Below are 25,465 nucleotides of genomic sequence, written 5' to 3' on the forward strand. Positions count from 1 at the left end.
CCGCGCCGGATCAAACCCGTATCTGTTCAATCAACCAGTCACGAAACAATGCGGCCGCCGGATTGCTGGCATCGGCGGAAAGATAATACCCTTCGTTGCATTCGACAGTACTGTCATGTGCGCTTTCGACAAGACCGGTTGCCATCGCATGTTTCGCCAGAAACTCGCTGATCAGGGCAACCCCGCTGCCATGAACGGCCAAATGAAGCGCCATGCCGAACGTATCGACGAAAACAGCAGGCTGCCGCTGCACGCCCTGCTTGTCGAGCCACGTCTTCCATCCACTGGACGTGCCGACTGCTTCTATCAGGGGAAGGTCAAACGGATCCCCGGCAAGCGTCGGCGCCTTGACAGCGACAAGCCTGTCAGGTCTCAGGCGCTCGGCCCCCCTGCCCACTTGTTTTTCTGACCCGAACCTGACCTGAACATCAGCTTGCGACGCGTGAAAATCGTCAGGCCAGATTGCACTGAGCAGCCGCACGCTGATCTCTGGATTGCGTGCGGTGAAGTCCGCGAGGTTTGGGGCGATGACCCATTGCGCGACGCTGACAGATGTGGCCACCGTCAGGACATCTCCTGGCGCGCTTGCGTCGGCCCTTCCGGCGGCGGCGGCAAGCGCCTCAAGCGCGCTGCCGACTTCGGGTAACAGTTTTCGCCCGGCATCCGTCAGGGCCAGACTGCGCGGATGCCTTACAAAAAGTGCTGTCCCCAGACGCATCTCAAGGGATTTCACCTGCTGACTGACGGCTGACTGAGTCAGGCCTATTTCCTCGGCAGCCGCAGTAAAACTCAGGGTCCGGGCTGCTGCCTCGAAGGATCGGAACCAGGTCAGCGGAGGAAGTGATTTTCCCATTGATCAAGTTAGCCATTAATCTTTCTAATGCGAAAGCACATAATTCAATCATTTGTCAAAAACCACACCCGTTTCTACTTTCTCCCTGCGCGACAGGAGAGGTGTGATGAAGCCGGAAATACGCAAGATTGTTACCTACGACGAGGAAGTTCTTGTCGAGGGATTTCGCCCTGCGGAAATCCCATGGCGCATGTTTGCCGTGGCCGCAGTGATTGCCAATCCCTGGGCGGGTCGATATGTCGAAGACCTTAAACCGGAAATCCACGCATATGGCCCCGTACTGGGAAAGATGATGACGGACCGCATGATCGCGTTGGCCGGCAGTGGCGACGCAATCGAAGCCTATGGCAAGGCAGCCGTCGTCGGGCTGAATGGCGAGGTCGAGCACGCCTCGGGCATTATTCATACCCTTCGCTTCGGCAACCATTACCGGCAGGCGGTCAGCGCGAAATCCTATCTGGCTTTCACGAACACGCGCGGCCCCGCAAATGCGCCGATCATGGTGCCGTTGATGGACAAAAACGATGCCGGGCGGCGTTCTCACTACCTGACCGTTCAATTCTCGATCCCGGACGCACCGCGCGACGACGAAATTGTCGTCGTGCTGGGGGCCGCAACCTCGGGCAGACCGCATCACCGCATCGGCGACCGGTATCAGGATCTCAAGGATTTGGGCCATGACGTGGACAACCCGGCCGCGGTCTGAAATCGGCGGGCTGGCCGCGATCCAAACTGGCGCAGGTCCGGACATCCTGTTGCTTCACGGGGTTGGCCTGCGGGCCGAAGCCTGGAGCGCGCAGCTGGACGGGTTGGCGTCTGAAGCTCGCCTGACAGCGCCGGACATGCCCGGTCACGGAGAAAGCCCGCTGAGTTTTTTCGGCACGGAACTGTCGGAATACAGTGAAGCCGCAAGGAATGTGCTGGGCAGTCTGAACGGGCCGGTCCTTGTTGTCGGCCACTCGATGGGCGCGATGATGGCGTTGGACCTTGCCGCCAAGGCGCCAGATCGGATTTGCGGCGTCGTGGCAATGAATGCCGTTTTTGAACGCAGTGCAAAGGCAGCGCAGGCCGTTCAGGAACGTGCTGCGGGACTGGATGGTGAAACACCGGTTGATCCAACCAGCACGCTGCGCCGGTGGTTTGGTGACATCGGTTCGCCTGAACGTGATGCCTGCCGCGACTGGCTGACGGCCATGGATCCGGCGGCTTACAAGCTGGCCTATACGGTTTTTGCCCAAAGCCAAAATCCGCGGCGCGACGCGCTGGAGAAACTCGCCTGCCCCGCGCTGTTCATAACCGGCAGTCAGGAGCCGAACTCCACCCCACACATGTCGCGTAGAATGGCCGAAGTCACCCCGAACGGACGCGCGCTGATCATCGATGGGGCGGCCCATATGATGCCGATGACACATGCAATTCAGGTCAACGCCGCCATCTCCAACTTTCAAAGCGAGGTGCAATCATGACCGATCTCGACCCCCGCGACCTCCGGCGGGCATTTGGCAAATTCATGACCGGCGTGACCGTAGTTACCACGCGCAACGCCTCTGGCATGGCACTGGGCTTCACGGCAAATTCCTTCACTTCGGTTTCGCTCGACCCGCCGCTGTTGATCGTTTGCCCCGGCAAGAACTTGTCTTCATACGGCGAATTCTCGACCTGCACCCATTTCACGGTGAGTGTTCTGGCCGAGGGGCAAGAGGATGTGTCCAACACTTTCGCCGGCTTCAAAGGTGACCGGTTCGCCAAAACCGACCATGACCTCGACGCGCGAGAGATCCCTTTGATCAACGGCGCGGTCGCGACATTTTCCTGCCGGACCCATCGGGTGATCGAGGCAGGAGACCATTGCGTTCTGATCGGACAGGTCGAAACCTATTCCCACAACGACCGCCCGGCGCTGGGCTACGCGAACGGGCGGTACTTCAGCCTTGGGCTGGAACGGGGCGCGCTTGAACCGACGGGGCGCAGGATCGTCTGTGGCGCAATCATCGAACACGAAGGCCGCGTGCTGCTTGAGAAAACGGATGCCGGTTTCAGGCCGCCGCAGGTCACATTGTCCGACCGTCGACAGTTGCGCGACAGCCTTTGGCAGGATCTGCATGATCGTGGCATCGACGCACGTCTCGGCGTGGTCTACTCGGTCTATGACGATGCCACAGCGCATCATGTCTACATATTGGGAAATGCGCCGGAACTTCCCAAACATGGCAAGCTTGAGGCCGTCGCGATTGAAGACCTGGCAACCCTTAGCTACTCGACGGCGCCAATCACCACCATGATTTCTCGTTTCGCGCTGGAAAGCCGAACCCGCGACTTCTCACTGTATCTGGGCAGTGCGCAGCAAGGCGACGTGCACAGCTTTTCTGAAAGGACCTGATGGATGGAGTTTTCCCTTTTTGCACACATGGAACGGCTGAGCCCCGATCAACCCCATGAGAAACTGTATGAAGAATTCATCGCGCTGTGTAAAATGGCCGATGAGGCGGGAATGCGTGCCGTCTGGACCGGCGAGCACCACGGGATGGACTTTACGATCGCGCCCAACCCCTTGATGTCTTTGGTAGATATCGCACATCACACCAAGAACGTGCGGCTTGGCACGGGTACAGTTGTTGCACCGTTCTGGCATCCGATCAAACTGGCGGGCGAAACGGCTGCGGCGGACCTGATGACAGGCGGCCGTATCGAGCTGGGCATCGCCCGCGGCGCCTATTCGTATGAATATGAACGGATGATGCCGGGAATGGATGCCTGGGACGCTGGCCAGCGCATGCGGGAAATCGCGCCGCTTTTGCCCCGGCTGTGGGAGGGTGACTGTGCCCATGATGGAGAGTATTTCAAATTCCCCGCCACCACCTCGGCCCCTAAACCGGTGCAACCCGGCGGACCACCGATCTGGATCGCGGCGCGGGATCCGAACAGTCATGAATTCGGTGTGCAGAACGGCTTTAACATTCAGGTCACGCCGCTCTGGCAGGGCATGCAAGAGATTGAAGCGCTGATGGGCCGCTTTGAAGATGCGTGTGCAAACCATGAGGGGCCGCGCCCCAAGATCATGCTGCTGCATCACACTTACGTCGGCAGCGACGATGATGATCTGGGTCAGGCCGCGCGGGAATTGTCCCTCTTCTACAACTACTTTGGGGCCTGGTTTCAAAACAAGCGACCAGTCCGGCAAGGCTCGATCCAGACGTTGACGGATGAAGAGATGGCGGCCAACACGATGATGGCACCGGAAAACCTGGCGCGCGATCTGACTGTCGGCACCCCGGATGGGGTCACGGAACGTCTGAAACGATACGAAGATCTGGGCTATGATGAGTATTCGTTTTGGATAGACAGCGGTATGAGTTTCGAACGCAAACGCGCATCGCTGGCCCGTTTCATCGACGACGTCATGCCAAAGTTTTAGTAAGGATCGATGATGCATCAGAAACCACACTTCCAGCTTTATATCGACGGCGCGTGGACCGAAGGGGCACGCGGGCAAGTGATGCATTCGCAAAACCCGGCGACGGGCCAAGACTGGTCCAGTTTCGCCTGCGCCGCACCCGAAGACGTTGACCGCGCCGTGTCCGCCGCGCGTCGGTCACTTGATGATCCCGCGTGGCGCGACATGACGCAAACCGCACGCGGCAAATTGTTGTTCAAACTTGCCGAACTGATCGAGGAAAACGCCGGACACCTGGGCCAGCTTGAGACCACAGACAGCGGAAAGCTGCTTGCCGAAACCGCAAGCCAAACAGCCTATGTCGGTGACTATTATCGATATTATGCAGGGCTCGCGGACAAGATCGAAGGGGCGGTTCTGCCGATCGACAAACCGGACATGCACGTCTTCACCAAACGCGAACCGATTGGCGTGGTGGTCGCAATCGTCCCCTGGAACGCACAGATGTTCCTGACCGCGACCAAGCTTGGCCCCGCGATAGCAGCAGGCTGTTCGGTCGTGCTGAAGGCCTCTGAAATTGCGCCCGCTCCGATGCTGGAATTCGCACGGCTGATCGATGAAGCCGGCTTTCCGCCCGGTGTCATCTCTGTCATTACGGGGGATGCCGAAAACTGCGCCATCCCGCTTACCCGGCACCCGGACGTGGACCGGATCGCATTCACCGGCGGCCCGGAAACAGCGCGCCATGTCGTGCGCAATTCGGCTGAGAACTTTGCGGTGACCACTTTGGAACTGGGCGGGAAATCCCCGATCATCGTCTTTGAGGATGCCAATCTGGATGGCGCCGCCAATGGTTTGATTGCTGGAAATTTCGGCGCCTCGGGTCAAAGCTGCGTGGCCGGCTCGCGCGGGTTGATACATCGCCCGGTACTGGAAGCGCTTGTTGACAAGATCGAAGAGAAGATGAAGGGCGTCGCAATCGGCGACCCATTGGAAACGGCCACCCATATTGGCCCGCTCTGCACCGCAGCTCAGGTGGAAAGAATTCAGGCGACTTTGGCGAAAGCCACAGAACAAGGCGCACGCACCCGCTTCGGGGGAAAACCTCTGGACCGGCCGGGCAACTTCATGGCCCCTACGCTGGTGGAGTGTTCGAGCCCAGAGACCGAGACGCTGAAGGTCGAAATGTTCGGCCCCGTGATGTCTCTGCTGCCATTCGATACGGAAGAAGAAGCGATCGCATTGGCCAACGACTCGCAGTTCGGGCTTGGGTCCGGCGTTTTCACTGAAAATGTTGCCCGCGCCCATCGGGTTTCATCCCGCCTGAAATCGGGAATTTGTTGGATCAACACATACCGCGCAGTGTCCCCGATTGCTCCGTTTGGTGGCTACAATCAATCCGGCTATGGTAGGGAAGCCGGGATCGAGGCCATTCACGACTACACAAGGACCAAAACCGTATGGTTGAATACGTCGGAACAGCCAATGTCGAACCCATTCGTCATGCGGTGACAAGATCTTGTAGCATTGTTTTGTCAAAGGCGCCGGACTTTAGCGTTTAGGGTCACCTACAAAGCCTTCTTGCAACTGTTCCAACCAAATAGCTGCGTCTTCAAATCTCGTGCACGCAATAAAGTCCGAGTTTTGAGCCAGCATCTTTTCACCAATCTCGTCCTCAGAGTTTTGCGGGCGAACGAGGGAATTTCTGCAAAGAGATAATAATATCTGGTGCCCATCAGGTGTAGTGACGAAGGCGGTGGGTCTGGTGTCGAAAACCTGCTCCGGTAATCCCAACTGCGCGACACGCAGGTCCCAGACGCCCACCTGCCACTTTGGCTTGCCGGAGGCATGGCCACTGAGGTCGAAGCACTGTGCCTGGCCCAAGCGGGACCGAACACCTCAAAGCCGGCGCAAGAGCAACGGGCATATCGCGGATCTAAACTCCGCCGCCGGTCAGCGTCGCGATAGCATCCTTGACCCGCGCCGCGTGATCGCGGTCGGCCGCCGCTGAGTGTGGATCAGAAAAATGTCCGCTGTCATTGTCGAAATACAGCCCCGAGGCATTGGCAAATTCGTCCGACAGCGCGGCCCGTCGCAGGATATCAGCGCCGATCGCCAAGTCATTGCCGGCCATTCCAAAACCCTCTCGAACCATCTTTGAGGCCAGAAGCGAGCCAGGGTTGACCGCGACGAAGACTGGGCCTTTTGGGTGCGCGCGCGCCATTTCCCGTGACCAGATCGTGATCGCCAGCTTGCTTTGCGCATAGGCCTCCATGTCACTCAATTGCCGCTTACCGTGCATCGCTTCTACATCCACCGGCGCCTGCGCGGCCGATGAAAGGTTCACCACGCGCCCTTCGGCTGGGATGATCGGCAACAGCCGTCGGGTCAGCACATGGGGCGTCAGCGCGTTTACCACGAACCGAACATCCATCCCGTCGGCCCGGCGTGGGTGCGGAGTCTTGTAGACACCGGCATTGTTGATCAGAACGTCCAGCCGGTCGTGCCGGGCGCGCACGGCGTCAGCAAGCGCGGCGGCTTCGTCCAGATCGGAAAGATCGGCGCGGAAGGTCTCGGGGTTGCCGCCAACCGTCTGCGCGGCGGCCTTCAGCTTGTCAGAGCTGCGTCCGTGCAGCAGCACGCGGTGGCCTTCGGCCGCCAGTGTATTGGCGGTCAACAGGCCGATGCCGTCGGTCGCGCCGGTGATCAGTATAGTCTTGGGCATTGAGGCCTCCTTGGGGATGAAATCAGTCGTGAAACTCGGGCAGGACCTCGTCGGCCAGCCGGTGCAGGGTGGGTTCGATCCCGGCCACGTTAAAGCGCAGGTTCAGTGCCACGTGGTTGATGCCCAAATCGCGGATCTCGTGCAGGTAGCGGCGCAGGTAATCGGTGCCGGCACTGAACCCAAGATGGATCGGGCGCGGCGGAGCGTCGGCTTGGTCCACCAGATCAACATAGAGCGACTGCATCACCGGTTTGTCGGGCAAGCCGGCCTGTGCCACGCGCGCTCGATAGTCGGCCACAACGCGGGACTGCGCCGCCGTACCACGCGGATAGGTCATCCAGCCGTCACCGTGGCGCGCCACCCACTCTGGCGTCCTCTGGCTGCCACCGGTGATAAGCAGCGGCAGGCGCCCGGCGGCAGGCTTAGGCAACATGTCGATACCGCCCGAGAGGTCGCCCTGCGGGTTATCCAGTCGCGGGTAATCCTGCGCCATGGCGCGGATATAGGCGAGGCTGTCACGGAAGCGTGCCCCGCGATCAGAGAAATTCTTGTTCAGCGCCGGATATTCCTCGGGACGATCCCCCGAGGCCACCCCCAGAAGCAGCCGCCCGCCCGACAGCTGGTCGGCCGAGGCTGCCGCCTTGGCCACATGGGCCGGGTGCCGTAATGGCAGCACGATCGAAGCCACGCCAAGCGCGATGTCGCGCGTCGCAACACCCAGCGCGCCGAGATAGACGAAAGGATCGAAAACCTGCCCCGCATCGCCAAACGAGGGCACGTTGAAGGGCACGTCTCGCAGCCAAAGCGCGGCAAAGCCCAGTTCGTCGGCCAGCGCGGCGCGCTCCAGATGGCGCGTCATAGTAGGTACCGGATCGTTGCGGTTTGCCTCGAGCGGGACCACAAGCCCAATGCTCAGCCTGCCAGGGCGGAACACCGCGTTGAACGCGCGGTTGAGCGGCGCGAAGTTTGGCGTGTTGGATTTGTCCAGCATTTTCTGCCTTTCTCAGAACCGCACCAGCGCCCGGCTTTCCAGGCTTTTGCGGATGGTGTGCCGATCGGGATCTTCGGCAAGATCAATCGCGCTGTGGCCCACCGTTGGACGGCCGCGATTGTCGTAGATGTTGAACCAGACGATCTCGTCCGGCGTCATGCGCGACAGATACACCCAATCATGACGCGGATTGGCCGCCAGACCGAGGATACGACCGCGCCGGTCGGGATAGATCAGGTCGATGTTGATCCAGTCCGCGTCGTCCACGGTTGCAGGGCGTACGAAACCCAGCGGGGCGGTGTTGATCGGGTTTTCCACCGGCCGCCACAGGTTAACGAAGGCGTAATGCCCCGCCGCCCAATCGCGCGCCCGCTCGGGCCCGAGGATGTCCACCAGCCGCTGGTGCGCACCTTGCGGGCTCAGGTCGCTGTGCACGTTGCGCGCGGGGCGGCGGTTGGCTGCCGGGTCGTCAATGCGCAATGTGTGGTCGAAGAACAGCACCTCGCGCGCGCCGATCCGGTCGCACAGCAGCTCGGCCAGTTCGCGGTCGTAGACCTCCTGCCAGCCGGGGGATTCGAAACTGGTCACCCGCGTCGGTGCCACACCAAATTCGAACCCGTCAGAGACAAAGCTGGCCCCTGCCCGCCCGGCACGCAGATCGGTCAGCGCCACCTCGGTCGCGGCCAGTTCGGGCGAGACCAGATTGCCAGCGATGCTGTCCGCGTCCAGCACGAATGCCTGCGGCGCGGGCTTGTGAACATGATAATTGACGGTTCCGGTCCGGGTCATGAAAGCCTCCTTGGGGGTGCCGGCCCGGCATACCGGGCCAGTGCTGCATTCAGGCGAGGTCGTCCTGCCCCGCGATCAGGTAGTGATGGCTGACCGAGCCCTTGGTGCGGGAGGCCAGGTGCGGTGCATAGGCCGGGTCCGCCATGAAGGCGCGGGCCGCCTCTTCCGAAGGCCACTCGATGATGATCCTCAGCCCGGCGGGCTGATCCTCGCCTTCCATCTGCGCGTGGGTCGCGGTACGCGCAAGATACTTGCCGCCATGTGCCGCCACGCGTTCGTTGGCGGTGGGCAGGTAGCCGGGGATCCAGTCCTCGGCGGTGGGGGTGACGTCCAGAACGGAATAATAGGTCATCGTGTATCTCCTTCGGGGTCAGAACCAAGCGACGGTGTCTTGCATCGTGCGGCGGGTCTTGGGGAATTCAGGATCTTTCGCGCGATGACCAAAGGCGAACATCACCGCCGGTTTCCATTTCGCGGTATCGACGCCGAAATGTTCGGCCAGCGTCTGCGTCGTCCGCTCCATGTCGAAGCCCTCGATCGGGCAGCTGTCGATCCCCATCAGCGCACCGGCGGTCATCATGTTGGCCAGCACGATATAGGCCTGCTTGCCCGACCAGTCGGTGATCTCGCGGTCAGAGGTGATCTTGTGATCCTCGGCCTGGAACTTGCCGTATGCGCCGTTGAAGATCTCGATCACTTCCTCGGGCAGCTGCTTCACTTGCCGGTAGTGGTCTTGCAGATAATCCGATCCGGCGCGCATCAGTTCGCCCGTCGCCGCAAGGATGATGCCGAAATGGCTGGCGGTGCCAAGCTGGCCGGTCGACCCGTTCATCATCCCGTTGGCACCCCATGAAAACTCGCGGAACAGCTCGCGCTTGTCGGGCGACTGGATCATCAGGATGCGGAAGGGCTCGTGCCCGAACGAAGTGGGCGAAAGGCGTGCAGCCTCTAGGATCGTCTCGAAGTCAGCGTCGCTCACCTTGCGTTCAGGGTCGAAGATCTTGGTGGCATGGCGAGAATTGAAGGCCTCAATGATCTGCGCGTTGATATCGGTCTTCACCTCGGTGATCGCGTTCATTTTATGTCTCCGTTGGGGTGTGTGTCGGTGTGCACCTGACTTATCACTTGCAAGAACAAGAAAAAGATGGTCAAAAATAAGTTCAGTTTTCGCATTTTGGATATAATCAATATGGATACCGACAGCCTGCGCCTGTTCGTCATGGCGGCCGAACGGCTCAATATCAGCGCCGCCGGGCGCGAGCTTGGCCTTGCACCGGCGGTCTCGAGTGCCAGGCTGGCCAAGCTTGAGAACGAACTTGGCGTCGAGCTTTTGCACCGCACCACGCGCAAGGTGTCGTTGTCATTGGAAGGGTCGGAGTTTCTGCCTTATGCGCGTGAAATTCTCGCCCAGACGGATGCAGCGCGCGCTGCCCTCGGAGGCACGGATACCGGCCCCACAGGCACCTTGCGTTTCGCGGCCCCCAGCAGTTTTGCCCAGTTGCACATCATGCCGCTGTTGCCCGAGTTTCATCAACGCTATCCCGACCTGACGCTGGACCTACGACTGTCGGACAAGCCCTTCGACGCCATCGAGGGCAGTTTCGACCTAGCCCTGCGCAACGCGCCGCTGGCCGATAGCAGCCTCAAGGGGCGCAAACTTTCAGATGACATCCGCCTGCTCTGCGCTGCGCCGGAATATCTCAAGCAGCACGGAGTGCCTTCGACACCCGAGGAACTGACGGCGCATCGCTTCATCGCGTGGGCCAATCTCGACCGGCGCGAACTGGTTGATCCTGCTGGTCAGAAGGCGGTCCTGAACCCGCGCGCGATGATCAGCCGAACCATCGTCGATGATGGCACCGCGCAACGCGAGGCAACGCTTGCCGGAGCGGGGCTTTCGATCAACTCACTCTGGAGCGTGGCCCATGAACTGCGCTCCGGGCGGCTCAGGCAGGTATTGCCTGACTGGCGGCTGAATGATCATGCAGGGCTGTGGCTGATCTATCCGCGCTCGAACGTGCTGACGCCCAAGACGCGAATCTTCATGGATTTTCTCGTCGAAAAACTCGGCGGCAGGTCAGGCACCGGCTGGGTCGAAGCGCAGCAGGACAGCTTGTAATCGTGCATCGCGTTCGCGGACAGGTTCAGTTCAAGTTTCGCAATGGTGATGTTGGCGGAGAGACAGGGATTCGAACCCTGGAGACGGTTTCCCGCCTACACACTTTCCAGGCGTGCGCCTTCGACCACTCGGCCACCTCTCCGTGCCGGCGATATTTGGACGAATGCCGTCGGATTTGCAAGGCCCCAATTCGACGAATTCAGGGGAATAGCGCAATTTAATCAATGCACCCACCGACGGGTGATCTCAGGTCAACACGTGCCGCGATCTGGCCCCTCAGATCTCATCACCGGCATCCGGGTCCATATCCGCCTCGGTCAAATCCGCCGGAGCCTCTGCAACTTTGCGTGGCTTATCCTGCACAGGTGCGGAAGGCTCCTGCTTGCTCGGGTCAGATGCCCGCAGGGTTTCGGGATTTCGCAGCCAGACATCACGTTGTGCGAACGGGATCTCGATCCCTGCTTCCGAAAATCTGCGGTTGATTTCATGGTTCATGTCAGATTTCACCGACAGAACCCAATTCACATCCCGCAGGATCGCCCGTATTTCAAAATCCAAGGAATCTGCTCCAAACCCCTGGAACACAACGCTTGGTGCCGGGTTGGCCAAAACCATCGGATGGCTGTTGGCAATTTCGCCCAGAATGGTTTCTACCAGACGCGTATCAGTTCCGTATGCAACACCCACCGGAACGATCACCCGCCCGATCGTATTGCCGCGGGTATAGTTCGTTACGACACCGCTGATCAGGTCAGAGTTCGGAACGATAACATCCGTCCTGTCGAACGTCTCGACCCGGGTCGAACGAACGGAAATGTCCTTAACATATCCCATCATGCCGTTAACATCGATCCAATCCCCCTTGGAAATCGGACGCTCGACCAAAAGGATGATGCCAGAAACGAAGTTCGACACGATTGTCTGCAAACCAAAGCCGATGCCAACAGACAGCGCACCAGCGACGATCGCCAGCGATGACAGATCAAAACCGGCCACCATGATTGCCACCAACGCGGCAAGGAATATGCCAACGTATCCCGAACCAGCGACAATCGCGTTTTGGCCACCCGGATCTATGTTGGTTTTCGGCAGAAGCGAATTGCGCAGCCCGCTTTGCAACAGACGCGTCAGCGTATAACCGATTGCAAACACGGCAACAAAGGTCAGAAAGTTGCTGGGCGAAATTGTGACACCACCGATATCAAAACCAAGCAGCAGGCGCGACCATGCTTCCAGCAGGTCTGTTTCCCGCGCACCCCAATAGATCGCCAGAATGGGAAGCGCCAAGATGGCCAATGCAAACCCGACCAGCACGGAAAAAAGCGAATCCCCTGCGGCTTCGCCCTGCCCGGTGACCCAACCGTAAATCTGACTGATGAACCGTTGCAGGATGACCAAGGCCCCGATCAGCACCAATGTCTTGACGGCAGGAAACACGATTGCTTCGGCCGCATTGGTGTATCCGAAAATCGCCAGTAAAGGAGACATGATCCCCAAAAGGAACAAAGCCCGGCGCAGGAACTCGACCAGTTGGCTGAAACCCGCGGAACGGGTCGAGCCAGCTTGATCCGGAGGCCCGTCGGTTGTTCGAATCTGACGTACTCGCAACAACAACAAAGCCGTCGCGACAATGACCGGGAAACTGACTACGGCGCGAGTCGCGTCGGAAATGTTTTCGATCCGTTCGAACAAAAACGCCAATTCGTGCAAAACCAGCATCAGGGCAAGCAGATCGATATACACGCGCAGTTCAGTGATGCGCGCAGCGGACAGACGTTTGAACCCTTGCGACGCGCCGATCACGTATACTTGGCGACCAATCCAGTCATAGAAAAACACGATCGCCGCCCAATACGGAACATTCTGAAGCAAAAGACTGCCCCGCAGACCCGGAACGCCTGTGAGACTGATCGCCGTGACCACGGCCACCACACCGATCCATGGCAACAGAATTCGCAATAGTGAGATTACGAACGACCAAACCCCCGTCCCGGCCCCGCCGAGTAACCTCAGGTAGTCGCCTCCAAGTTCAGACCACCGTTTGCCAAAGATCAGCAGCACGGCTGAAATGACCAGAAGTATGAAAATTGCGAGCCCACGAGCGCGAATTTGCTCGCGCACGACATCTGAACGCAAATTTGTGATCGTTTCGTTTACCAGGCCTTGAACGGCCTCTTTGACATCCACCCATGCCGGACCCCAATACGCCGGGTTGATCGGCGACGGGCCCTGTTCAAAGAACTCTTTTTTCTGGCGTGCGCGAAGAATCTGATCAATTTCGCTGATCAGCCCGTTCGCACGGCTATACGCCTCTTCGGATATGATGCGCGGAACACGCAGGCTGTTGAGCTGTTCTTCAAGATGCACGCGAAGATTTGCTATGTCTTCAGGTTCAGTCGTGTCCCCTTCGGGTTTGGGCCCCAACGCTTTTATCTGGCTTTCCAGCGTCGTTATTCGGTCGGTATTTGCACCACGAGCTCGATTGAAGTCGTCCCTGTAACCATTTATTTCAGAACGTAAATTCTCCAGCGCAGCGTCAGATGCCCGGTTCGCCTCGATGACGGCTTCGGCCCGGCTCGCGGTTTTGACCCAGCCTTGGTAATACTCACTTTGACGATCCGTCAGCTGTGCAACAGCGCTATTCGAAAACCCGACAAAGCACAGGAATAGCAGGGTCAGAAACAGGCGGACCTGTCCAAGCATCACACGTCCTCGAAAACGCCGGGAATGCTGCGCGGTGCCTCGGTCATCCAATCCGGAACCGGAAGCTCTTTTTCACGCAGGAACTCGGGGTTGAACAGCTTTGATTGATAGCGTGTGCCATAATCGCACAGGATGGTCACAATGGTATGGCCGGGCCCCATTTCCTTGGCCATGCGCACCGCCCCTGCCATGTTGATCGCGGTCGAGCCGCCCATGACCAGGCCTTCGTCACGCAGAAGATCAAAGATGTAGGGCAGCGCTTCGTTATCGGTGATCTGATAAGAAAAATCCGGCGTGAACCCCTCAAGGTTTTTGGTGATACGCACCTGCCCGATACCTTCGGCGATTGACCCACCTTCCATCGCGATCTCGCCTGTTGTGTAATACGAATACAGGCCAGCCCCCATGGGATCTGCAAGACCGATCTTGACGCCCTTGGGTTGCAAAACTTCGGCAACGCCTGCCAATGTCCCACCCGACCCGACCGCGCTGACGAACCCGTCAACTTCGCCGTCTGTCTGGTCCCAGATCTCGGGGCCTGTGGTTTCCACATGTGCCTGACGATTCGCCACATTGTCGAACTGGTTGGCCCAGATTGCGCCATTGGGTTCTGTCTGCGCCAATTCCTCGGCCAGACGGCGGGAATAGTGCACGAAATTGTTGGGGTTGCGATACGGGGCCGCGGGTACCTGAACCAACTGTGCGCCCGCCAGACGCAGCATATCCTTCTTTTCTTCCGATTGGGTCTCGGGGATAACGATAACCGTTTTGAACCCCATCGACGCACCGACCAAAGCCAGACCAATACCGGTGTTGCCGGCGGTGCCTTCCACGATGGTGCCGCCCGGTTTCAGATCCCCGCGTGCGATGGCATCTTTGATGATAAAAAGAGCAGCACGATCCTTTACCGACTGTCCCGGGTTCATGAACTCGGCTTTGCCAAGAATCTCGCATCCGGTCTCTTCGCTGATGCGGCGCAGCCGGATCAACGGTGTTTTTCCTACTGCGTCAGCAAGATCTCGTGCAATGCGCATGGTCGCCTCTTGTCATTTGGTATCTTCGAAGATTTACAGGCGCACTGCCGGGACCACAAGCGCGATAGTCACGCGCGCAAACGATCCCGATGGCGGGCCAGCCAGTAAGCCAGGGACACCAGCTGCAAATCCTTGAAAAGATGACGGTCTGTCATATCGATGAATTCGTCGAACGGCAGAATCCGACTGCGAATATCTTCGCCTTCTGTGTCCAGGCCACCGGTGATGGTTGTCTGGGTCAAGTTGCCAAGCCCGACATAGAGATACATGAAACCCGTCGACGACCCGCTGGAGGAATACGCCCCGCCCGCATATTCCAGCCTGTCAAATCGAACTCCGGCTTCTTCCATGGCTTCGCGATGTGCCGTCTGTTCCGGCGTTTCGCCGGGGTCGATCATCCCGGCAACCGCTTCCCAAAGCCAGGGCTCTGGATCGTCGATCAAAAACACCGGCGGTCTGAACTGCTCGACCAGAAGCACGGTGTCGCGGATCGGGTCATATGGCAGAACGGACACCGCGCTGCCCTGCATCAAACCGCCCCGGTGCAGCACGGGACCCATGCTGCCGTCATGCTGCCGGTGTTGAAGATCTATTTCCTCCATCCCGAAATAGTCGACGTAAACGCGTTCGTGCCGGTGGACGATCACGTCTTCGGCTATGTTCCGCGGATCGCCGGTTCGTCGTTGCTTGGCCATGATCTTTGCCCAGGCGCGGGTTTGAATGGCGCGGACGCTGCGCGCCATGGTTTTGGGATCGACTTTGCCGAAATAGGCCATTTCTTCTTCGGCAGCGAGCGCCGTAACCTCGCCCAATTTGTCTGCCCAGCCCTGCAACGACCACAACTCACCGGGTTGCCACGCGCCCGGGGTCGGAAAAAAGACCTGCGCCTGTGCTTCGCCCCCGTCCTCCAGAATGACATTCAACGATTTCAGGTCATAGTCGAAGGATCCTTCGTAATAAGCCAGTCTGGCCAGATCATCGGAGGACAGGCCCTGCACCAGCAGACCTTCGGCAGCGGCACCCTTGGCGGGCAGGATCATCGGGAAATCTTGCCCCTGGACCGCGTGAACCGCGTGATCGCACAGCTTGGCAGCGTGAAACGTTATTTCGCTCAGCGGACGGCCCAGGACACGCTGCAACAACGGCAGATACCGCAACGTTCCATAGAAGAACAAATCAGACAAATTTAATCTCTCTTGTGACGAAACGGTTCAGCGCCATTTGCGGCTGGCCTGTTCGGTGGCCAGACCGGCGACAACGGCGCCAATTGCGAGTGCAACCAGAATTTCGGGATAGATAAGCTGCTTACCATAATCGATACCGATCGAAAAAATGGCCATCACAGCTTCGAACGGGCCGCCATATCGATTGCGCATCGCAAGGTCGAACATACGGTAGCACCCCTGCACAAACAGCGCCCAGAAAAGCAGCGAAGCAACGCCGGTCAGGCCGTTATTAATACCCGCTGTCCAACCACGCCCAGCGCGCTTGCCCATGATTTTCCAACCACAGATCGCACCAAGAGCCATATTCACATAGGTGAAGTAGCCATAGTCCTTACCCTCTTCGCCGTTTTCGATAACCATGCTTGAAACAAGAAAGGCCAGCACGACGAGACAAACAGCGGCGACGAGACGCGAGGCAGTGGGCATGTGACGGTCCGTGAGTTAACTTGGTTTTGCTATTGTGATCTGTGTCACATCGCAATTGCCCGTGTCAAAGGCCGCACCGCACGCAGTCAAATAATAATTCCACATGCGGCGGAAACGCTCATCAAACCCCATGTCCGAGATCTGATCCCATTTGTCGTTGAACGTTTCATACCAACGGCGCAGAGTCAGATCATAGCTTTTCCCGAATTCCTTCGAATGCACGACTTTCAACCCGGCCTGATCGATCTGCTGACGCAGGATGGTCGGCGACGGTAGCATCCCGCCGGGAAAGATATATTTCTGAATGAAATCAACGCCATTCTTGTAAAAATCCCAGCGATGATCACCCACCGTGATGATTTGCAAGGTTGCCTGGGCACCGGGCTTCAACCGCTCACGAACGGTTTCGAAATAGACCGGCCAGTATTTCTGACCCACGGCCTCGAACATTTCGATGGATGCGATGCCGTCATAGACCCCGCGTTCATCCCGATAGTCTTGAAGCTTGAATTCAACCCGATCTGATAAACCTGCTTTTTCAATACGTTCCTTGGCGTACTTGAATTGCTCCTCACTGATGGTCAGGCCGGTGACACGCAAACCTCGTTCCTTTGCGGCATATTCCGCGAAGCCGCCCCAGCCACATCCGATCTCCAGTACATGGTCACCCGGTTTGGCACCCATCTCATCCACAAGACTTGCGTATTTGGCTATCTGGGCCTTCTCGAGGCTTTCCTGCCCAGACTCAAAAATCGCGCTGGAATAGGTCATCGTGTCATCCAGCCAAGAACTGTAAAATTCGTTACCCAGATCGTAGTGATACGAGATGTTCTTTTTGGCTTGGGCCCTGTTGTTTCTGTGCAGCCAGAACCGCAGCCGTTCGTAAGCCTGAACCAGAAACTGGCCCGTAAACCCGTCATAAACGGTCTCGGTTCCAAGATGCACAAGATCCATGAAAGACCGCAGATCGGGTGTACTCCAATGGCCGTCCAGATACGCATCGGAGAAACCCAGTTCACCTTCGCGGATCAGGCGCGCAAAGACATCGTCGTCGTGAATATCGACCTGTGCCACCGGCCCGGCCTTTGCGCCTTCTGCGCGAAACGTGCGACCGTCGGGTAGTCTGATATCAAGACGCCCGGATTCCATCCGGTTCAACATTTTAAAGACTTGGGCGAAATATCTGGGCAGGTCTTTTTGCCCTTCGGTCGTCGTCAGGATCATCCGCTCTCCCCTCTGCGGTACGCGTACAAAGCTAGGCGGCGAAATTGTTTCTGGCAAGTTTTCAGTTCCTTAGTGGGATTTTCGGCTTTCATATGCGCGCAACGCGCGAGTCCGCCCTTCGGGCAATTCGACTATGGGTTTGGGGTATTCCGCATCCGGACGCAGCCCCCATGAACGCGGGACGGCATCAAAATACGACAGGGCGGTCTTGCTGGGTTCGGAATAACCTTCGGCAATCCAGCGATGCGTATAATTGCCGTCGGGATCGAATTTCTCGGCTTGCGTCTTGGGATTGAAAATCCGGAAAAACGGGGATGCATCGGGCCCAGATCCAGCAACCCATTGCCAACCCATGGCATTGCAGGCCGGATCCCAGTCGATCAGGCAATCCTCAAACCATTTCATCCCTATTTTCCAGTGGGTCATAAGATGCTTGGTCAGATAGCTTGCGACAATCATCCGAGCCCGGTTATGCATTCGACCCGTCACATACATTTGCCGCAGCCCAGCATCGACAACAGGTATTCCAGTTCTGGCCTGCCGCCACGCGGTGACTTCGGGATGGTCCGGATCGGTATTCCAAGGAAAACTGTCCCATTCCGGCTTCCAGTTGGAAGCCACCAGTTGGGGCGTGTGATACATCAGGTGATAGGCAAACTCGCGCCAGACGAGTTGACGTAGATAGGCATCGGCACCGGGTGTACCGGTCAACGCGGCCCTTTGGACCATATGCCAGACTGTACGCGGCCCGATTTCACCCAAAGACAGGTATTCCGACAGGTTAGACGTTCCGTCCTGATCCAACCTGTCCCGGTTGCTGGAATAGTGGGAAAGTCGCCCAAGAAACGCCTGGAGGTGATCCAGAGCGGCCTGTTCGCCGGGTTTTACTTGAGGGCGAACGACAGCCGCGCCCCTGTTCATGGCATCCCCCATCTGCCAATCGCTCAATTTGTCAGAAGCGGGCCACGACAACGGGGCCTGCAAATCGGCAACCCGCGCGTCGGGAAATTGTACATCCCGCCCCTGAACCGCACGCCACATGGGCGTGTAGACCCGAAACGGGTTTCCTGTTTTTGTAGCGACAGTCCAGGGTTCGAAAAGAAGATGCCCGGCAAATGACTTTGCCGTCACTCCTTCTTTTGTAAGCACAGTCTTGATCGTCTTGTCGCGTTCGATTGAGGCCGGATCGTAAGCGCGAGACCAGAAGACTGAGGTTGCGCCGGTCTCGGCCATGACCTGTTGCACCTGTTCAAGTGCGTCGCCGCGTCGGAAAATCAGTCGGCTGCCCATATTGGCCAGTGACGCTGTGAAAGCCTCCAACCCCAAGCCCAACCGCCACTTCGGCGCGGCCCCCATCTGTTCGACAAGGTGGTCATGAATAAACAAAGGAATGACCGGACGGCCACTTTCGGCCGCTGCAGTCAACGCGGGGTGGTCCGACAGACGCAAGTCCCGTCGAAACCACAAAATGATCGGAGCCTGCTGTTGCTTCACAATACGCCCTTGAGGTTTTTTGATTTCTACGCACCCTCAAGAGTAGTGGATCACAAAACGCGCTCAAGAGCCTCTAAAAGCTGATCAATTTCCTGCTTCGTGGTGTAGTGGGTGAAGCTGACCCTCAAAACACCCTGCGCTGGGTCGACGCCCATCGCCTGCAAGGGGCGCACCGCATAGAAGTCTCCGCCACCAGCCATGACACCATATTGCGCCAGTTCCGCCGCAACCGGTTCAGCCGGACAGTTCAACGAAAGCGCGACGGTGGGCGCGCGCCGACTGGCGTCGGAAGGACCGATCAGGCGCACAGCGTTTCGATCCTTTACCGCATCCAGAACCGGTTGCAGCAATGACTCTTCGTGTGATTGCATCAGATCGTGGACAAATACGCCCTGCTCCGCCGCGCCCGCCTCAGGCCCGCCATGGTGGGCGCAAAGCAGCTCAACATAATCCGCCATACCTGCACTGGCCGAAATCTGCGCGTGATCGGGTCCCGCCGGGGTGAACCGCTTGTACAGGACGTCACCGTTGAAATAATGCGCCTGGTTGGGCAACAGCTCACCCAATGTGCGGCGGATGACCATGCACCCCTGGTGCGGGCCATAGGTCTTGTACGCAGAAAACAAATAGATATCCGGCCCCAGATCGCCAACATTCGGAAATCCGTGCGGGGCGTAGGATACGCCATCAACGCAGACAAACGCACCCGCCGCATGCGCAATAGCAGTGATCTCGGTGACCGGATTGATCTCGCCAACGACATTTGAGCAATGCGGGAAACAGACCAGACGCACTTTTTCGTCCAGCATGTTTTCCAGATCCTGAGGGTTCAGCGACCCGGTTTCGGGGTCGATCTGCCATTCCCTCACCTCTATCCCGGCCTCGACCAGACGACGCCATGGGCCAGAGTTGGCTTCGTGATCCTGATTGGTCACGACGATTGCCTCGCCGGGCTTCATCCATTGCCGGAACGCCTGCGCCAGGACATAGGTGTTCTGGGTGGTTGAAGGACCAAAACTCAGTTCATCCGTGTCGACGCCCAGAATGGCAGCCATACGCGCACGCGCCTCGTCCATTTCGGCGCCCGCAAGGCGGCTGGCCTCATATGGGGCGTAAGGCTGAACCTTGCGCTGCGTGTAGAACCGCGTCAGCCGGTCGATCACTGGTTTGCAGGTGTAAGACCCACCTGCATTTTCGAAGAACGCCTGCCCTTGCAGGCTGGGTTCTGAAAAGGCCGGGAACTGCGCCCGAACGAAATCGATATCCAGAGAGCTCATGCCTCATTGCTCCTTAGTTGTGCAGTCAGATCAATGAGATGCCCGCGCATGTTTCCGGACATCTCAGAAATCATGGCAGGTCTTCCAGCCCAGCCTGTGCTTGGGCCTTTGGCCGACGAAACACGGGGCAGCCCTTCGCCTTGGAAGGACACCGATACTTAGACAGGGCCGCCCACAACCGTCAAGCGAAAGCAAAACGCAAAAGCCCCGGCTCGACGCCGGGGCTTTGAAAGCTTGCGGAATTGTCCGGCGATTCCTCTCGCCTCAACCCTGAACCTTGGTATAGGTCCCTTCGCCCGCGAGAATTCCTCGGAAGCCGCCGGGCTCATCAAGTCCGAAGACGATCAGGGGCAGATTGTTGTCGCGTGCCAAGGCAATGGCCGAAGCATCCATGACCCGCAAACGTTTGGCCAGCACGTCATCATAGGTCACGGTATCATAGCGTACGGCGTCAGCATGTTCCGCTGGGTCTTTGTCATACACGCCATCCACTCCGTTCTTGCCCATGAAGATCGCCTCGCACGCCATTTCGTTGGCGCGCAGGGTGGCTGCGGTGTCTGTCGTGAAATACGGGTTGCCAGTACCGGCGGCGAAAATACAGACCCGCTTTTTCTCGAGGTGCCGAACAGCACGGCGGCGGATATAGGGTTCGCACACCTCGTCCATGCGAATGGCCGAGATCACGCGGGTGAACACTCCGATCTCTTCCAGTGCGGATTGCATTCCCAGCGCGTTCATCACCGTGGCCAACATACCCATATAATCCGCCGTTGTCCGCTCCATGCCTTGGGCTGAACCGCTCAGGCCGCGAAAAATGTTTCCGCCACCGATGACCATGCAAATCTCAACGCCCAGATCGTGAACCGATTTCACTTCTTGCGCGATGCGTTGAACGGTTGGCGGGTGCAAGCCGAATCCCTGATCCCCCATCAACGCCTCGCCTGAGATTTTCAACATGACCCGATTGTACTTTGTTTTCGGGGTCTCGGCTGTTTCAGAAGAAGGGGAAAGGCTCATGTTGCGCTCCGGGCTGGCACGGGGTTAATTTCCGGCGCAAAATGAAGCAAAAGCTCCGCAGGTTCAATGCGGTTGGTGAGGATAGAGGCAACCGCGCATGACCCGGCGATCAACAGACCTGCTTTTTCGGCAACTGCCGCCTGTTCCGGACGACAAGCCGGTTCTGATCGCGGGGCCTACGGCATCCGGGAAATCAGCGCTGGCGCTGGAGATCGCCGAACGCCATGGCGGGGTTATCGTCAATGCGGATGCAAGCCAGGTTTATGACTGCTGGCGCGTCATCTCGGCCCGGCCATCCGCCCAGGAAGAAGCCCGCGCGCCGCATCTGTTGTACGGGCACGTCGCCTATGATCAGGATTATTCCACCGGCCATTGGCTGCGCGAGGTCCTGCCCCTGCTAACGGGGCATCAACGCCCGATCATTGTCGGTGGGACAGGATTGTATTTCTCGGCCCTGACCGAAGGCATGGCCCAAATCCCTGCGACGCCACCCGAAGTTCGGGCCGAGGCCGATCAGATGCCCATGGCAGACCTTCTGGAGGGGGTCGATGCAGACACGCTTGCAAAGCTGGACATACACAACCGTGCCCGCGTGCAACGCGCATGGGAGGTGCAGCGCGCCACAGGTCGCAGCCTGTTGTCCTGGCAAGCCGAAACGCCCCCACCGGCACTTCGGCTGAACGAGACCCTACCGGTCGTTTTTGACGTTGATAAAGCATGGCTGCTGAACAGAATAGAACGCCGCTTTGACCAGATGCTGGAACAGGGCGCGATCGAGGAAGTGCGTGCCATGCAGGACCGGTTCGATCCCACCCTTCCGGCCTGCAAGGCCATAGGCGTGCCGGAACTCAGGGCATATCTGGACGGCGCGATGACTTTGGATCAGGCGCGAGAGCGCGCAACCATTGCGACGCGGCAATTCGCCAAGCGTCAGCGCACCTGGTTCCGCGCCCGTATGAAGGCCTGGAATCACGTCGATCCCTCTGTGTGATACCCGGCACGTCTGACGTTGCACGAACAAGGCGCCCGCCAAGTCTCAAAGCTTAAGAGAACTTAATGATTTGCTGCGGTTTCCCTTAACAAACCGGGAAAAGAATGGGGAAGTCGGCATCGTTTTGGACGGCCTGAAGAAATGCGTCTCAACGACTTCAACAGATCGCGAATGTCGTTTTTGTACTACTTATGACGATTTCGAACATTGACCTTATCAGAAATCTGGTGCCGAATAACGACATGGGGATGACCAGAGTCCAAAAAACAAAATCCTTCGCTCTGGCGACCGTGAAAATCCGGGTCGCGTAGAGCCATAATCAATCAACAAAATCAGTGTCACAGGGAGACATCCATGACGAATACCGTATCCACCGAAGACAAGGTGCACTGGGCGGCAGCGATGCACGCTCAGGAATACCGCGACGGCAAGCTAAGCCGAAGGGAATTCATGACACGCGCAACCAGTCTTGGGGTTACTGCCGCAGCGGCCTATGGCATGATCGGATTGCCGACACCTGCTTTGGCCGAAACAGCAAAGCAGGAAGGCGGCACGCTGCGTGTGCAGCAGGAAGTCCGCGCCCTCAAAGATCCCAGAACCTATGACTGGTCGCAGATCGCAAACGTGACGCGCGGCACGCTGGAATATCTGGTCGAGTACAACTCGGACGGATCGTTCCGTGGCATGCTGCTGGAAAGCTGGGAAGTCAACGACGACGCGACCGTTTACACTCTGAATGTCCGTCCGGGCGTCAAGTGGAACAATGGCGACGATTTCACGGCTGACGACGTTGCCCGCAACATCGCGCGCTGGTGTGACAAGAGCTCGGAAACCAACTCGATGGCGGGCCGCTTTGCAACCCTGATTGACGCGGATACCGGTCAGGCCGGTGAGGGTGTCATCGAAGTCGTCGACGCAACCACGGTCAAACTCAACCTGCCAAAGCCGGATATCACCCTTATTCCGGGCATGGCCGACTATCCCGGCGCGATTGTTCACAGCTCGTTCAGCGAGACTGACCTGCTGAACAATGTGGGAACCGGCCCATATCTGATGGACGAACTTGAGGTTGGCGTTAAAGCCGTTCTGGTTCGCAACCCGGATCACACCTGGTGGGGCGAAGAAGTGTATGGCCGCCCTGCCCTGGATCGTATCGAGTACATCGACTACGGAACCGACCCTTCTGCCTGGTTGGCGGCGCTGGAATCCGACGAAGTCGACATGCTGTATGAATCGGTGGGTGAATTCATCGATGTGATGGACGGGCTTGGCTATGTGAAGTCAGAAGTGGTAACCGCCGCGACCATCGTTATTCGTCCCAACCAGCTGGCCGAGATCGACGGGCAAAAGCCTTATGCGGACAAACGTGTCCGGCAGGCCCTTCAGATGGCCGTAGACAATTCAGTTTGTTTGGAACTGGGCTATGGCGGTCGCGGAGCGCCGGCGGAAAACCATCACGTGGCGCCGCTGCATCCGGAATATGCCGAGCTTCCGCCGCAAAAGGTTGATCCCGCAGCAGCCAAGGCGTTGATGGACGAAGCCGGTTTCGGAGATTTCGAGCACGAGATCATCTCGATCGACGATGACTGGCGTCGCAACACCACAGATGCCGTTGCCGCGCAGCTGCGCGATGCCGGGATCAAAGTCAAGCGGACCGTTCTGCCGGGCAATACCTTCTGGAACGACTGGGCCAAGTACCCGTTCAGCTCGACCAACTGGAACCCGCGTCCGTTGGGTGTTCAGATTTGGGCGCTTGCTTATCGTACGGGCGAAGCCTGGAACGAGTTCGGCTATGCGAGCCCCGAGTTTGACGCCATTCTGGAAGAGGCGCTGGCCATTGCCGACGCGGACAAGCGTCGCGAAGTCATGGCGCGTGGCGAAGCACTGCTTCAGGAAGATGGGGTTACTATTCAGCCCTATTGGCGCTCGCTCTATCGCCACATGAAAGAGGGTCTTGTTGGAACCGACATGCATGTGACCTTCGAACACCATCACTACAAGTGGGGCTGGGCTGCCTAAGCACTGCAATCCACACACGAGGGGCGCCTGACACGGGCGCCCCTTTCCAGCCGCAGACTTGCCGACGCGGGGTCGGACGTCCGAGGCCAGAAAATGGTCCAATGATCTGCGGAATACCTGAACAACAGGGGCCACCATGGGACTATTTATCCTACGACGGTTCGGAGTAATGCTGCTTACGGCATTATGTCTGACATTCGTCGTCTTTTTCCTGACCAACCTATACCCGAACCTTGAAAAGCTGGCGAAAACGCAGGGCAACCAGCGTATGTCGGATGAGCAGGTCGAAGCCTGGTTGGAAAACCGCGGCTACTTGCAGCCGACACTCGTTAAATACGGCCAATGGTTGGGCGTGATGCCCGGGTTCCAGAATACACTGGAAGATGGCCAGTTCGTGGGAACCTGCACAAGACCCGGTTCGACGGCAGAGGACACGGCAAGATATTGTGGTGTTCTTCAGGGCGATTGGGGATACTCAACCGTTTTCAAGGAAGAAGTCGGAACCATCGTTGGCAAGCGCTTGGGCAATACAGGTTACCTGATGTTCTGGGTTTTGGTCCTGATGGTGCCATCTGCACTGATCGTTGGTGTACTCGCCGGGATGCGAGAGGGATCAGCCCTGGATCGATCATTGTCGACCTTCTCAATCATCACGACAGCGACACCGGAATACGTATCGGGCGTTATCTTCATCGCGATTTTCACCTCGTCCACCGTGGGGCTGAAATGGTTCAAGGGAACCGCGACGCAAGCGATGGAGAACCCGACATTCGAGAACTTCTTCCTGCCGGTTCTCACCATTGCGCTGTACGGTATGGGCTATATCGCCCGGATGACCCGCGCTTCGATGACCGAAGTGATGACGGCGCAATACATCCGGACCGCACGGCTGAAGGGTGTCTCGTTCCCGAACATCGTCATGAAACACGCCTTGCGCAACGCGTTGATCGCGCCGTTCACAGTTATCATGCTGCAGTTCCCATGGCTGCTGAACGGCGTGGTGATTGTTGAAACCCTGTTCAACTACAAGGGTTTCGGCTGGGCGCTGGTTCAGGCCGCTGGCAACAACGACATCCAGCTTCTGCTGGCGATCTCGGTCGTGTCGGTCTTCGTGGTTCTGATAACGCAGCTGATCTCGGATATCGGCTACGTTTACCTCAACCCGCGCATTCGCATTTCATAA

General features: G+C 58.2%; 24 protein-coding genes and 1 tRNA gene. 9 read left to right on the forward strand and 16 right to left on the reverse strand.

From position 1 onward, the window contains the following. Positions 1-10: 10 nt before the first annotated feature. A complete protein-coding gene (locus GOW31_RS05485) occupies positions 11-853 on the reverse strand; it encodes a LysR family transcriptional regulator (RefSeq protein WP_171168415.1) in 843 nt (280 codons plus the stop codon). A 106-nt stretch (positions 854-959) separates the two neighbouring features. Here GOW31_RS05485 and GOW31_RS05490 point away from each other — a divergent pair, with 106 nt between their 5' ends. From GOW31_RS05490 to GOW31_RS05510, 5 genes are read left to right on the forward strand one after another with little or no spacing between them, the layout of a single operon-like run. Then, the gene (locus GOW31_RS05490) at positions 960-1,559 is read left to right on the forward strand and encodes an amino acid synthesis family protein (RefSeq protein WP_171168417.1); all 600 of its coding nucleotides are present in this window, start codon (positions 960-962) and stop codon (positions 1,557-1,559) included. Then, positions 1,531-2,319 carry an alpha/beta fold hydrolase gene (locus GOW31_RS05495; RefSeq protein ID WP_171168419.1) on the forward strand — a complete coding sequence of 263 codons (789 nt, stop codon included), beginning with the start codon at positions 1,531-1,533 and terminating at the stop codon, positions 2,317-2,319. Before GOW31_RS05490 ends, GOW31_RS05495 begins: the two co-directional genes overlap by 29 nt. Beyond that, the gene (locus GOW31_RS05500) at positions 2,316-3,233 is read left to right on the forward strand and encodes a flavin reductase family protein (protein ID WP_171168421.1); all 918 of its coding nucleotides are present in this window, start codon (positions 2,316-2,318) and stop codon (positions 3,231-3,233) included. Before GOW31_RS05495 ends, GOW31_RS05500 begins: the two co-directional genes overlap by 4 nt. A 3-nt stretch (positions 3,234-3,236) precedes the next feature. Continuing rightward, positions 3,237-4,268 (forward strand): LLM class flavin-dependent oxidoreductase, encoded by a 1,032-nt coding sequence (locus GOW31_RS05505; protein ID WP_171168423.1) that lies wholly within the window; start codon positions 3,237-3,239, stop codon positions 4,266-4,268. A gap of 12 nt (positions 4,269-4,280) precedes the next feature. Beyond that, the gene (locus GOW31_RS05510) at positions 4,281-5,759 is read left to right on the forward strand and encodes an aldehyde dehydrogenase (protein ID WP_171168425.1); all 1,479 of its coding nucleotides are present in this window, start codon (positions 4,281-4,283) and stop codon (positions 5,757-5,759) included. Positions 5,760-5,798: 39 nt separating this feature from the next. Here the strand turns inward: GOW31_RS05510 and GOW31_RS05515 are convergent, their stop codons facing one another. From GOW31_RS05515 to GOW31_RS05540, 6 genes are read right to left on the reverse strand one after another with little or no spacing between them, the layout of a single operon-like run. Then, a complete protein-coding gene (locus GOW31_RS05515) occupies positions 5,799-6,131 on the reverse strand; it encodes a hypothetical protein (RefSeq protein WP_171168427.1) in 333 nt (110 codons plus the stop codon). A 52-nt stretch (positions 6,132-6,183) separates the two neighbouring features. After that, on the reverse strand, positions 6,184-6,972 hold the full coding sequence (locus GOW31_RS05520) for an SDR family NAD(P)-dependent oxidoreductase (protein WP_171168429.1): 789 nt from the start codon (positions 6,970-6,972) through the stop codon (positions 6,184-6,186). A gap of 22 nt (positions 6,973-6,994) precedes the next feature. Then, a complete protein-coding gene (locus GOW31_RS05525; RefSeq protein ID WP_171168431.1) occupies positions 6,995-7,963 on the reverse strand; it encodes an LLM class oxidoreductase in 969 nt (322 codons plus the stop codon). Positions 7,964-7,975: 12 nt separating this feature from the next. Further along, complete coding sequence (locus tag GOW31_RS05530; protein WP_171168433.1) at positions 7,976-8,752, reverse strand: CmcJ/NvfI family oxidoreductase; 777 nt, start codon at positions 8,750-8,752, stop codon at positions 7,976-7,978. A gap of 49 nt (positions 8,753-8,801) precedes the next feature. Continuing rightward, a complete protein-coding gene (locus GOW31_RS05535; protein ID WP_171116251.1) occupies positions 8,802-9,104 on the reverse strand; it encodes a DUF1330 domain-containing protein in 303 nt (100 codons plus the stop codon). 18 nt (positions 9,105-9,122) lie between these two features. Continuing rightward, positions 9,123-9,830 carry an NAD(P)H-dependent oxidoreductase gene (locus tag GOW31_RS05540; RefSeq protein WP_152457782.1) on the reverse strand — a complete coding sequence of 236 codons (708 nt, stop codon included), beginning with the start codon at positions 9,828-9,830 and terminating at the stop codon, positions 9,123-9,125. A 111-nt stretch (positions 9,831-9,941) separates the two neighbouring features. On the opposite strand from GOW31_RS05540, the gene GOW31_RS05545 reads away from it, so the two are divergent. Then, entirely contained in the window at positions 9,942-10,871 is a 930-nt protein-coding gene (locus tag GOW31_RS05545; RefSeq protein ID WP_171168435.1) for a LysR family transcriptional regulator, read from the forward strand. A 52-nt stretch (positions 10,872-10,923) separates the two neighbouring features. Here GOW31_RS05545 and GOW31_RS05550 read toward each other — a convergent pair. The 9 genes from GOW31_RS05550 to pyrH form a co-directional block, all read right to left on the reverse strand. Further along, positions 10,924-11,013, reverse strand: a tRNA-Ser gene (locus GOW31_RS05550). A gap of 134 nt (positions 11,014-11,147) precedes the next feature. Then, on the reverse strand, positions 11,148-13,574 hold the full coding sequence (locus GOW31_RS05555) for a DUF3772 domain-containing protein (RefSeq protein WP_171168437.1): 2,427 nt from the start codon (positions 13,572-13,574) through the stop codon (positions 11,148-11,150). Next, complete coding sequence (locus tag GOW31_RS05560) at positions 13,574-14,608, reverse strand: cysteine synthase A (RefSeq protein WP_171168440.1); 1,035 nt, start codon at positions 14,606-14,608, stop codon at positions 13,574-13,576. The genes GOW31_RS05555 and GOW31_RS05560 overlap by 1 nt, the downstream gene beginning before the upstream one ends. A gap of 68 nt (positions 14,609-14,676) precedes the next feature. Beyond that, positions 14,677-15,792: an NUDIX domain-containing protein gene (locus GOW31_RS05565; protein ID WP_171116260.1), complete on the reverse strand. Its 1,116-nt coding sequence runs from the start codon at positions 15,790-15,792 to the stop codon at positions 14,677-14,679. 27 nt (positions 15,793-15,819) lie between these two features. Beyond that, positions 15,820-16,260: a TrgA family protein gene (locus GOW31_RS05570; RefSeq protein WP_171168442.1), complete on the reverse strand. Its 441-nt coding sequence runs from the start codon at positions 16,258-16,260 to the stop codon at positions 15,820-15,822. 15 nt (positions 16,261-16,275) lie between these two features. After that, positions 16,276-17,484: a cyclopropane-fatty-acyl-phospholipid synthase family protein gene (locus GOW31_RS05575; RefSeq protein WP_171168444.1), complete on the reverse strand. Its 1,209-nt coding sequence runs from the start codon at positions 17,482-17,484 to the stop codon at positions 16,276-16,278. 69 nt (positions 17,485-17,553) lie between these two features. After that, a complete protein-coding gene (locus GOW31_RS05580) occupies positions 17,554-18,978 on the reverse strand; it encodes a deoxyribodipyrimidine photo-lyase (protein WP_171168446.1) in 1,425 nt (474 codons plus the stop codon). A 50-nt stretch (positions 18,979-19,028) separates the two neighbouring features. Beyond that, complete coding sequence (locus GOW31_RS05585) at positions 19,029-20,255, reverse strand: aminotransferase class V-fold PLP-dependent enzyme (protein WP_171168448.1); 1,227 nt, start codon at positions 20,253-20,255, stop codon at positions 19,029-19,031. 264 nt (positions 20,256-20,519) lie between these two features. Continuing rightward, a complete protein-coding gene (pyrH, locus tag GOW31_RS05590) occupies positions 20,520-21,272 on the reverse strand; it encodes a UMP kinase (protein ID WP_152457773.1) in 753 nt (250 codons plus the stop codon). Positions 21,273-21,369: 97 nt separating this feature from the next. Between pyrH and miaA the strand changes: the two genes are divergently transcribed. The 3 genes from miaA (at position 21,370) to GOW31_RS05605 (ending at position 25,465) form a co-directional block, all read left to right on the forward strand. Continuing rightward, positions 21,370-22,263: a tRNA (adenosine(37)-N6)-dimethylallyltransferase MiaA gene (gene miaA / locus GOW31_RS05595; protein ID WP_171168451.1), complete on the forward strand. Its 894-nt coding sequence runs from the start codon at positions 21,370-21,372 to the stop codon at positions 22,261-22,263. A 354-nt stretch (positions 22,264-22,617) separates the two neighbouring features. Next, a complete protein-coding gene (locus GOW31_RS05600; protein ID WP_152457771.1) occupies positions 22,618-24,282 on the forward strand; it encodes an ABC transporter substrate-binding protein in 1,665 nt (554 codons plus the stop codon). 136 nt (positions 24,283-24,418) lie between these two features. Continuing rightward, the gene (locus GOW31_RS05605; protein WP_152457770.1) at positions 24,419-25,465 is read left to right on the forward strand and encodes an ABC transporter permease; all 1,047 of its coding nucleotides are present in this window, start codon (positions 24,419-24,421) and stop codon (positions 25,463-25,465) included.

This window comes from Ruegeria sp. HKCCA0370 (genome assembly GCF_013033705.1).
GTDB lineage: Bacteria > Pseudomonadota > Alphaproteobacteria > Rhodobacterales > Rhodobacteraceae > Ruegeria.

What these genes read in the sequence shown, in the direction of transcription:
- GOW31_RS05485 (WP_171168415.1), bottom strand. Translation starts at nt 853, where the DNA reads ATGGGAAAATCACTTCCTCCGCTGACCTGGTTCCGATCCTTCGAGGCA.
- GOW31_RS05490 (WP_171168417.1), top strand. Translation starts at nt 960, where the DNA reads ATGAAGCCGGAAATACGCAAGATTGTTACCTACGACGAGGAAGTTCTT.
- GOW31_RS05495 (WP_171168419.1), top strand. Translation starts at nt 1,531, where the DNA reads ATGACGTGGACAACCCGGCCGCGGTCTGAAATCGGCGGGCTGGCCGCG.
- GOW31_RS05500 (WP_171168421.1), top strand. Translation starts at nt 2,316, where the DNA reads ATGACCGATCTCGACCCCCGCGACCTCCGGCGGGCATTTGGCAAATTC.
- GOW31_RS05505 (WP_171168423.1), top strand. Translation starts at nt 3,237, where the DNA reads ATGGAGTTTTCCCTTTTTGCACACATGGAACGGCTGAGCCCCGATCAA.
- GOW31_RS05510 (WP_171168425.1), top strand. Translation starts at nt 4,281, where the DNA reads ATGCATCAGAAACCACACTTCCAGCTTTATATCGACGGCGCGTGGACC.
- GOW31_RS05520 (WP_171168429.1), bottom strand. Translation starts at nt 6,972, where the DNA reads ATGCCCAAGACTATACTGATCACCGGCGCGACCGACGGCATCGGCCTG.
- GOW31_RS05525 (WP_171168431.1), bottom strand. Translation starts at nt 7,963, where the DNA reads ATGCTGGACAAATCCAACACGCCAAACTTCGCGCCGCTCAACCGCGCG.
- GOW31_RS05530 (WP_171168433.1), bottom strand. Translation starts at nt 8,752, where the DNA reads ATGACCCGGACCGGAACCGTCAATTATCATGTTCACAAGCCCGCGCCG.
- GOW31_RS05535 (WP_171116251.1), bottom strand. Translation starts at nt 9,104, where the DNA reads ATGACCTATTATTCCGTTCTGGACGTCACCCCCACCGCCGAGGACTGG.
- GOW31_RS05540 (WP_152457782.1), bottom strand. Translation starts at nt 9,830, where the DNA reads ATGAACGCGATCACCGAGGTGAAGACCGATATCAACGCGCAGATCATT.
- GOW31_RS05545 (WP_171168435.1), top strand. Translation starts at nt 9,942, where the DNA reads ATGGATACCGACAGCCTGCGCCTGTTCGTCATGGCGGCCGAACGGCTC.
- GOW31_RS05555 (WP_171168437.1), bottom strand. Translation starts at nt 13,574, where the DNA reads ATGCTTGGACAGGTCCGCCTGTTTCTGACCCTGCTATTCCTGTGCTTT.
- GOW31_RS05560 (WP_171168440.1), bottom strand. Translation starts at nt 14,608, where the DNA reads ATGCGCATTGCACGAGATCTTGCTGACGCAGTAGGAAAAACACCGTTG.
- GOW31_RS05570 (WP_171168442.1), bottom strand. Translation starts at nt 16,260, where the DNA reads ATGCCCACTGCCTCGCGTCTCGTCGCCGCTGTTTGTCTCGTCGTGCTG.
- GOW31_RS05575 (WP_171168444.1), bottom strand. Translation starts at nt 17,484, where the DNA reads ATGATCCTGACGACGACCGAAGGGCAAAAAGACCTGCCCAGATATTTC.
- GOW31_RS05585 (WP_171168448.1), bottom strand. Translation starts at nt 20,255, where the DNA reads ATGAGCTCTCTGGATATCGATTTCGTTCGGGCGCAGTTCCCGGCCTTT.
- pyrH (WP_152457773.1), bottom strand. Translation starts at nt 21,272, where the DNA reads ATGAGCCTTTCCCCTTCTTCTGAAACAGCCGAGACCCCGAAAACAAAG.
- miaA (WP_171168451.1), top strand. Translation starts at nt 21,370, where the DNA reads ATGACCCGGCGATCAACAGACCTGCTTTTTCGGCAACTGCCGCCTGTT.
- GOW31_RS05600 (WP_152457771.1), top strand. Translation starts at nt 22,618, where the DNA reads ATGACGAATACCGTATCCACCGAAGACAAGGTGCACTGGGCGGCAGCG.
- GOW31_RS05605 (WP_152457770.1), top strand. Translation starts at nt 24,419, where the DNA reads ATGGGACTATTTATCCTACGACGGTTCGGAGTAATGCTGCTTACGGCA.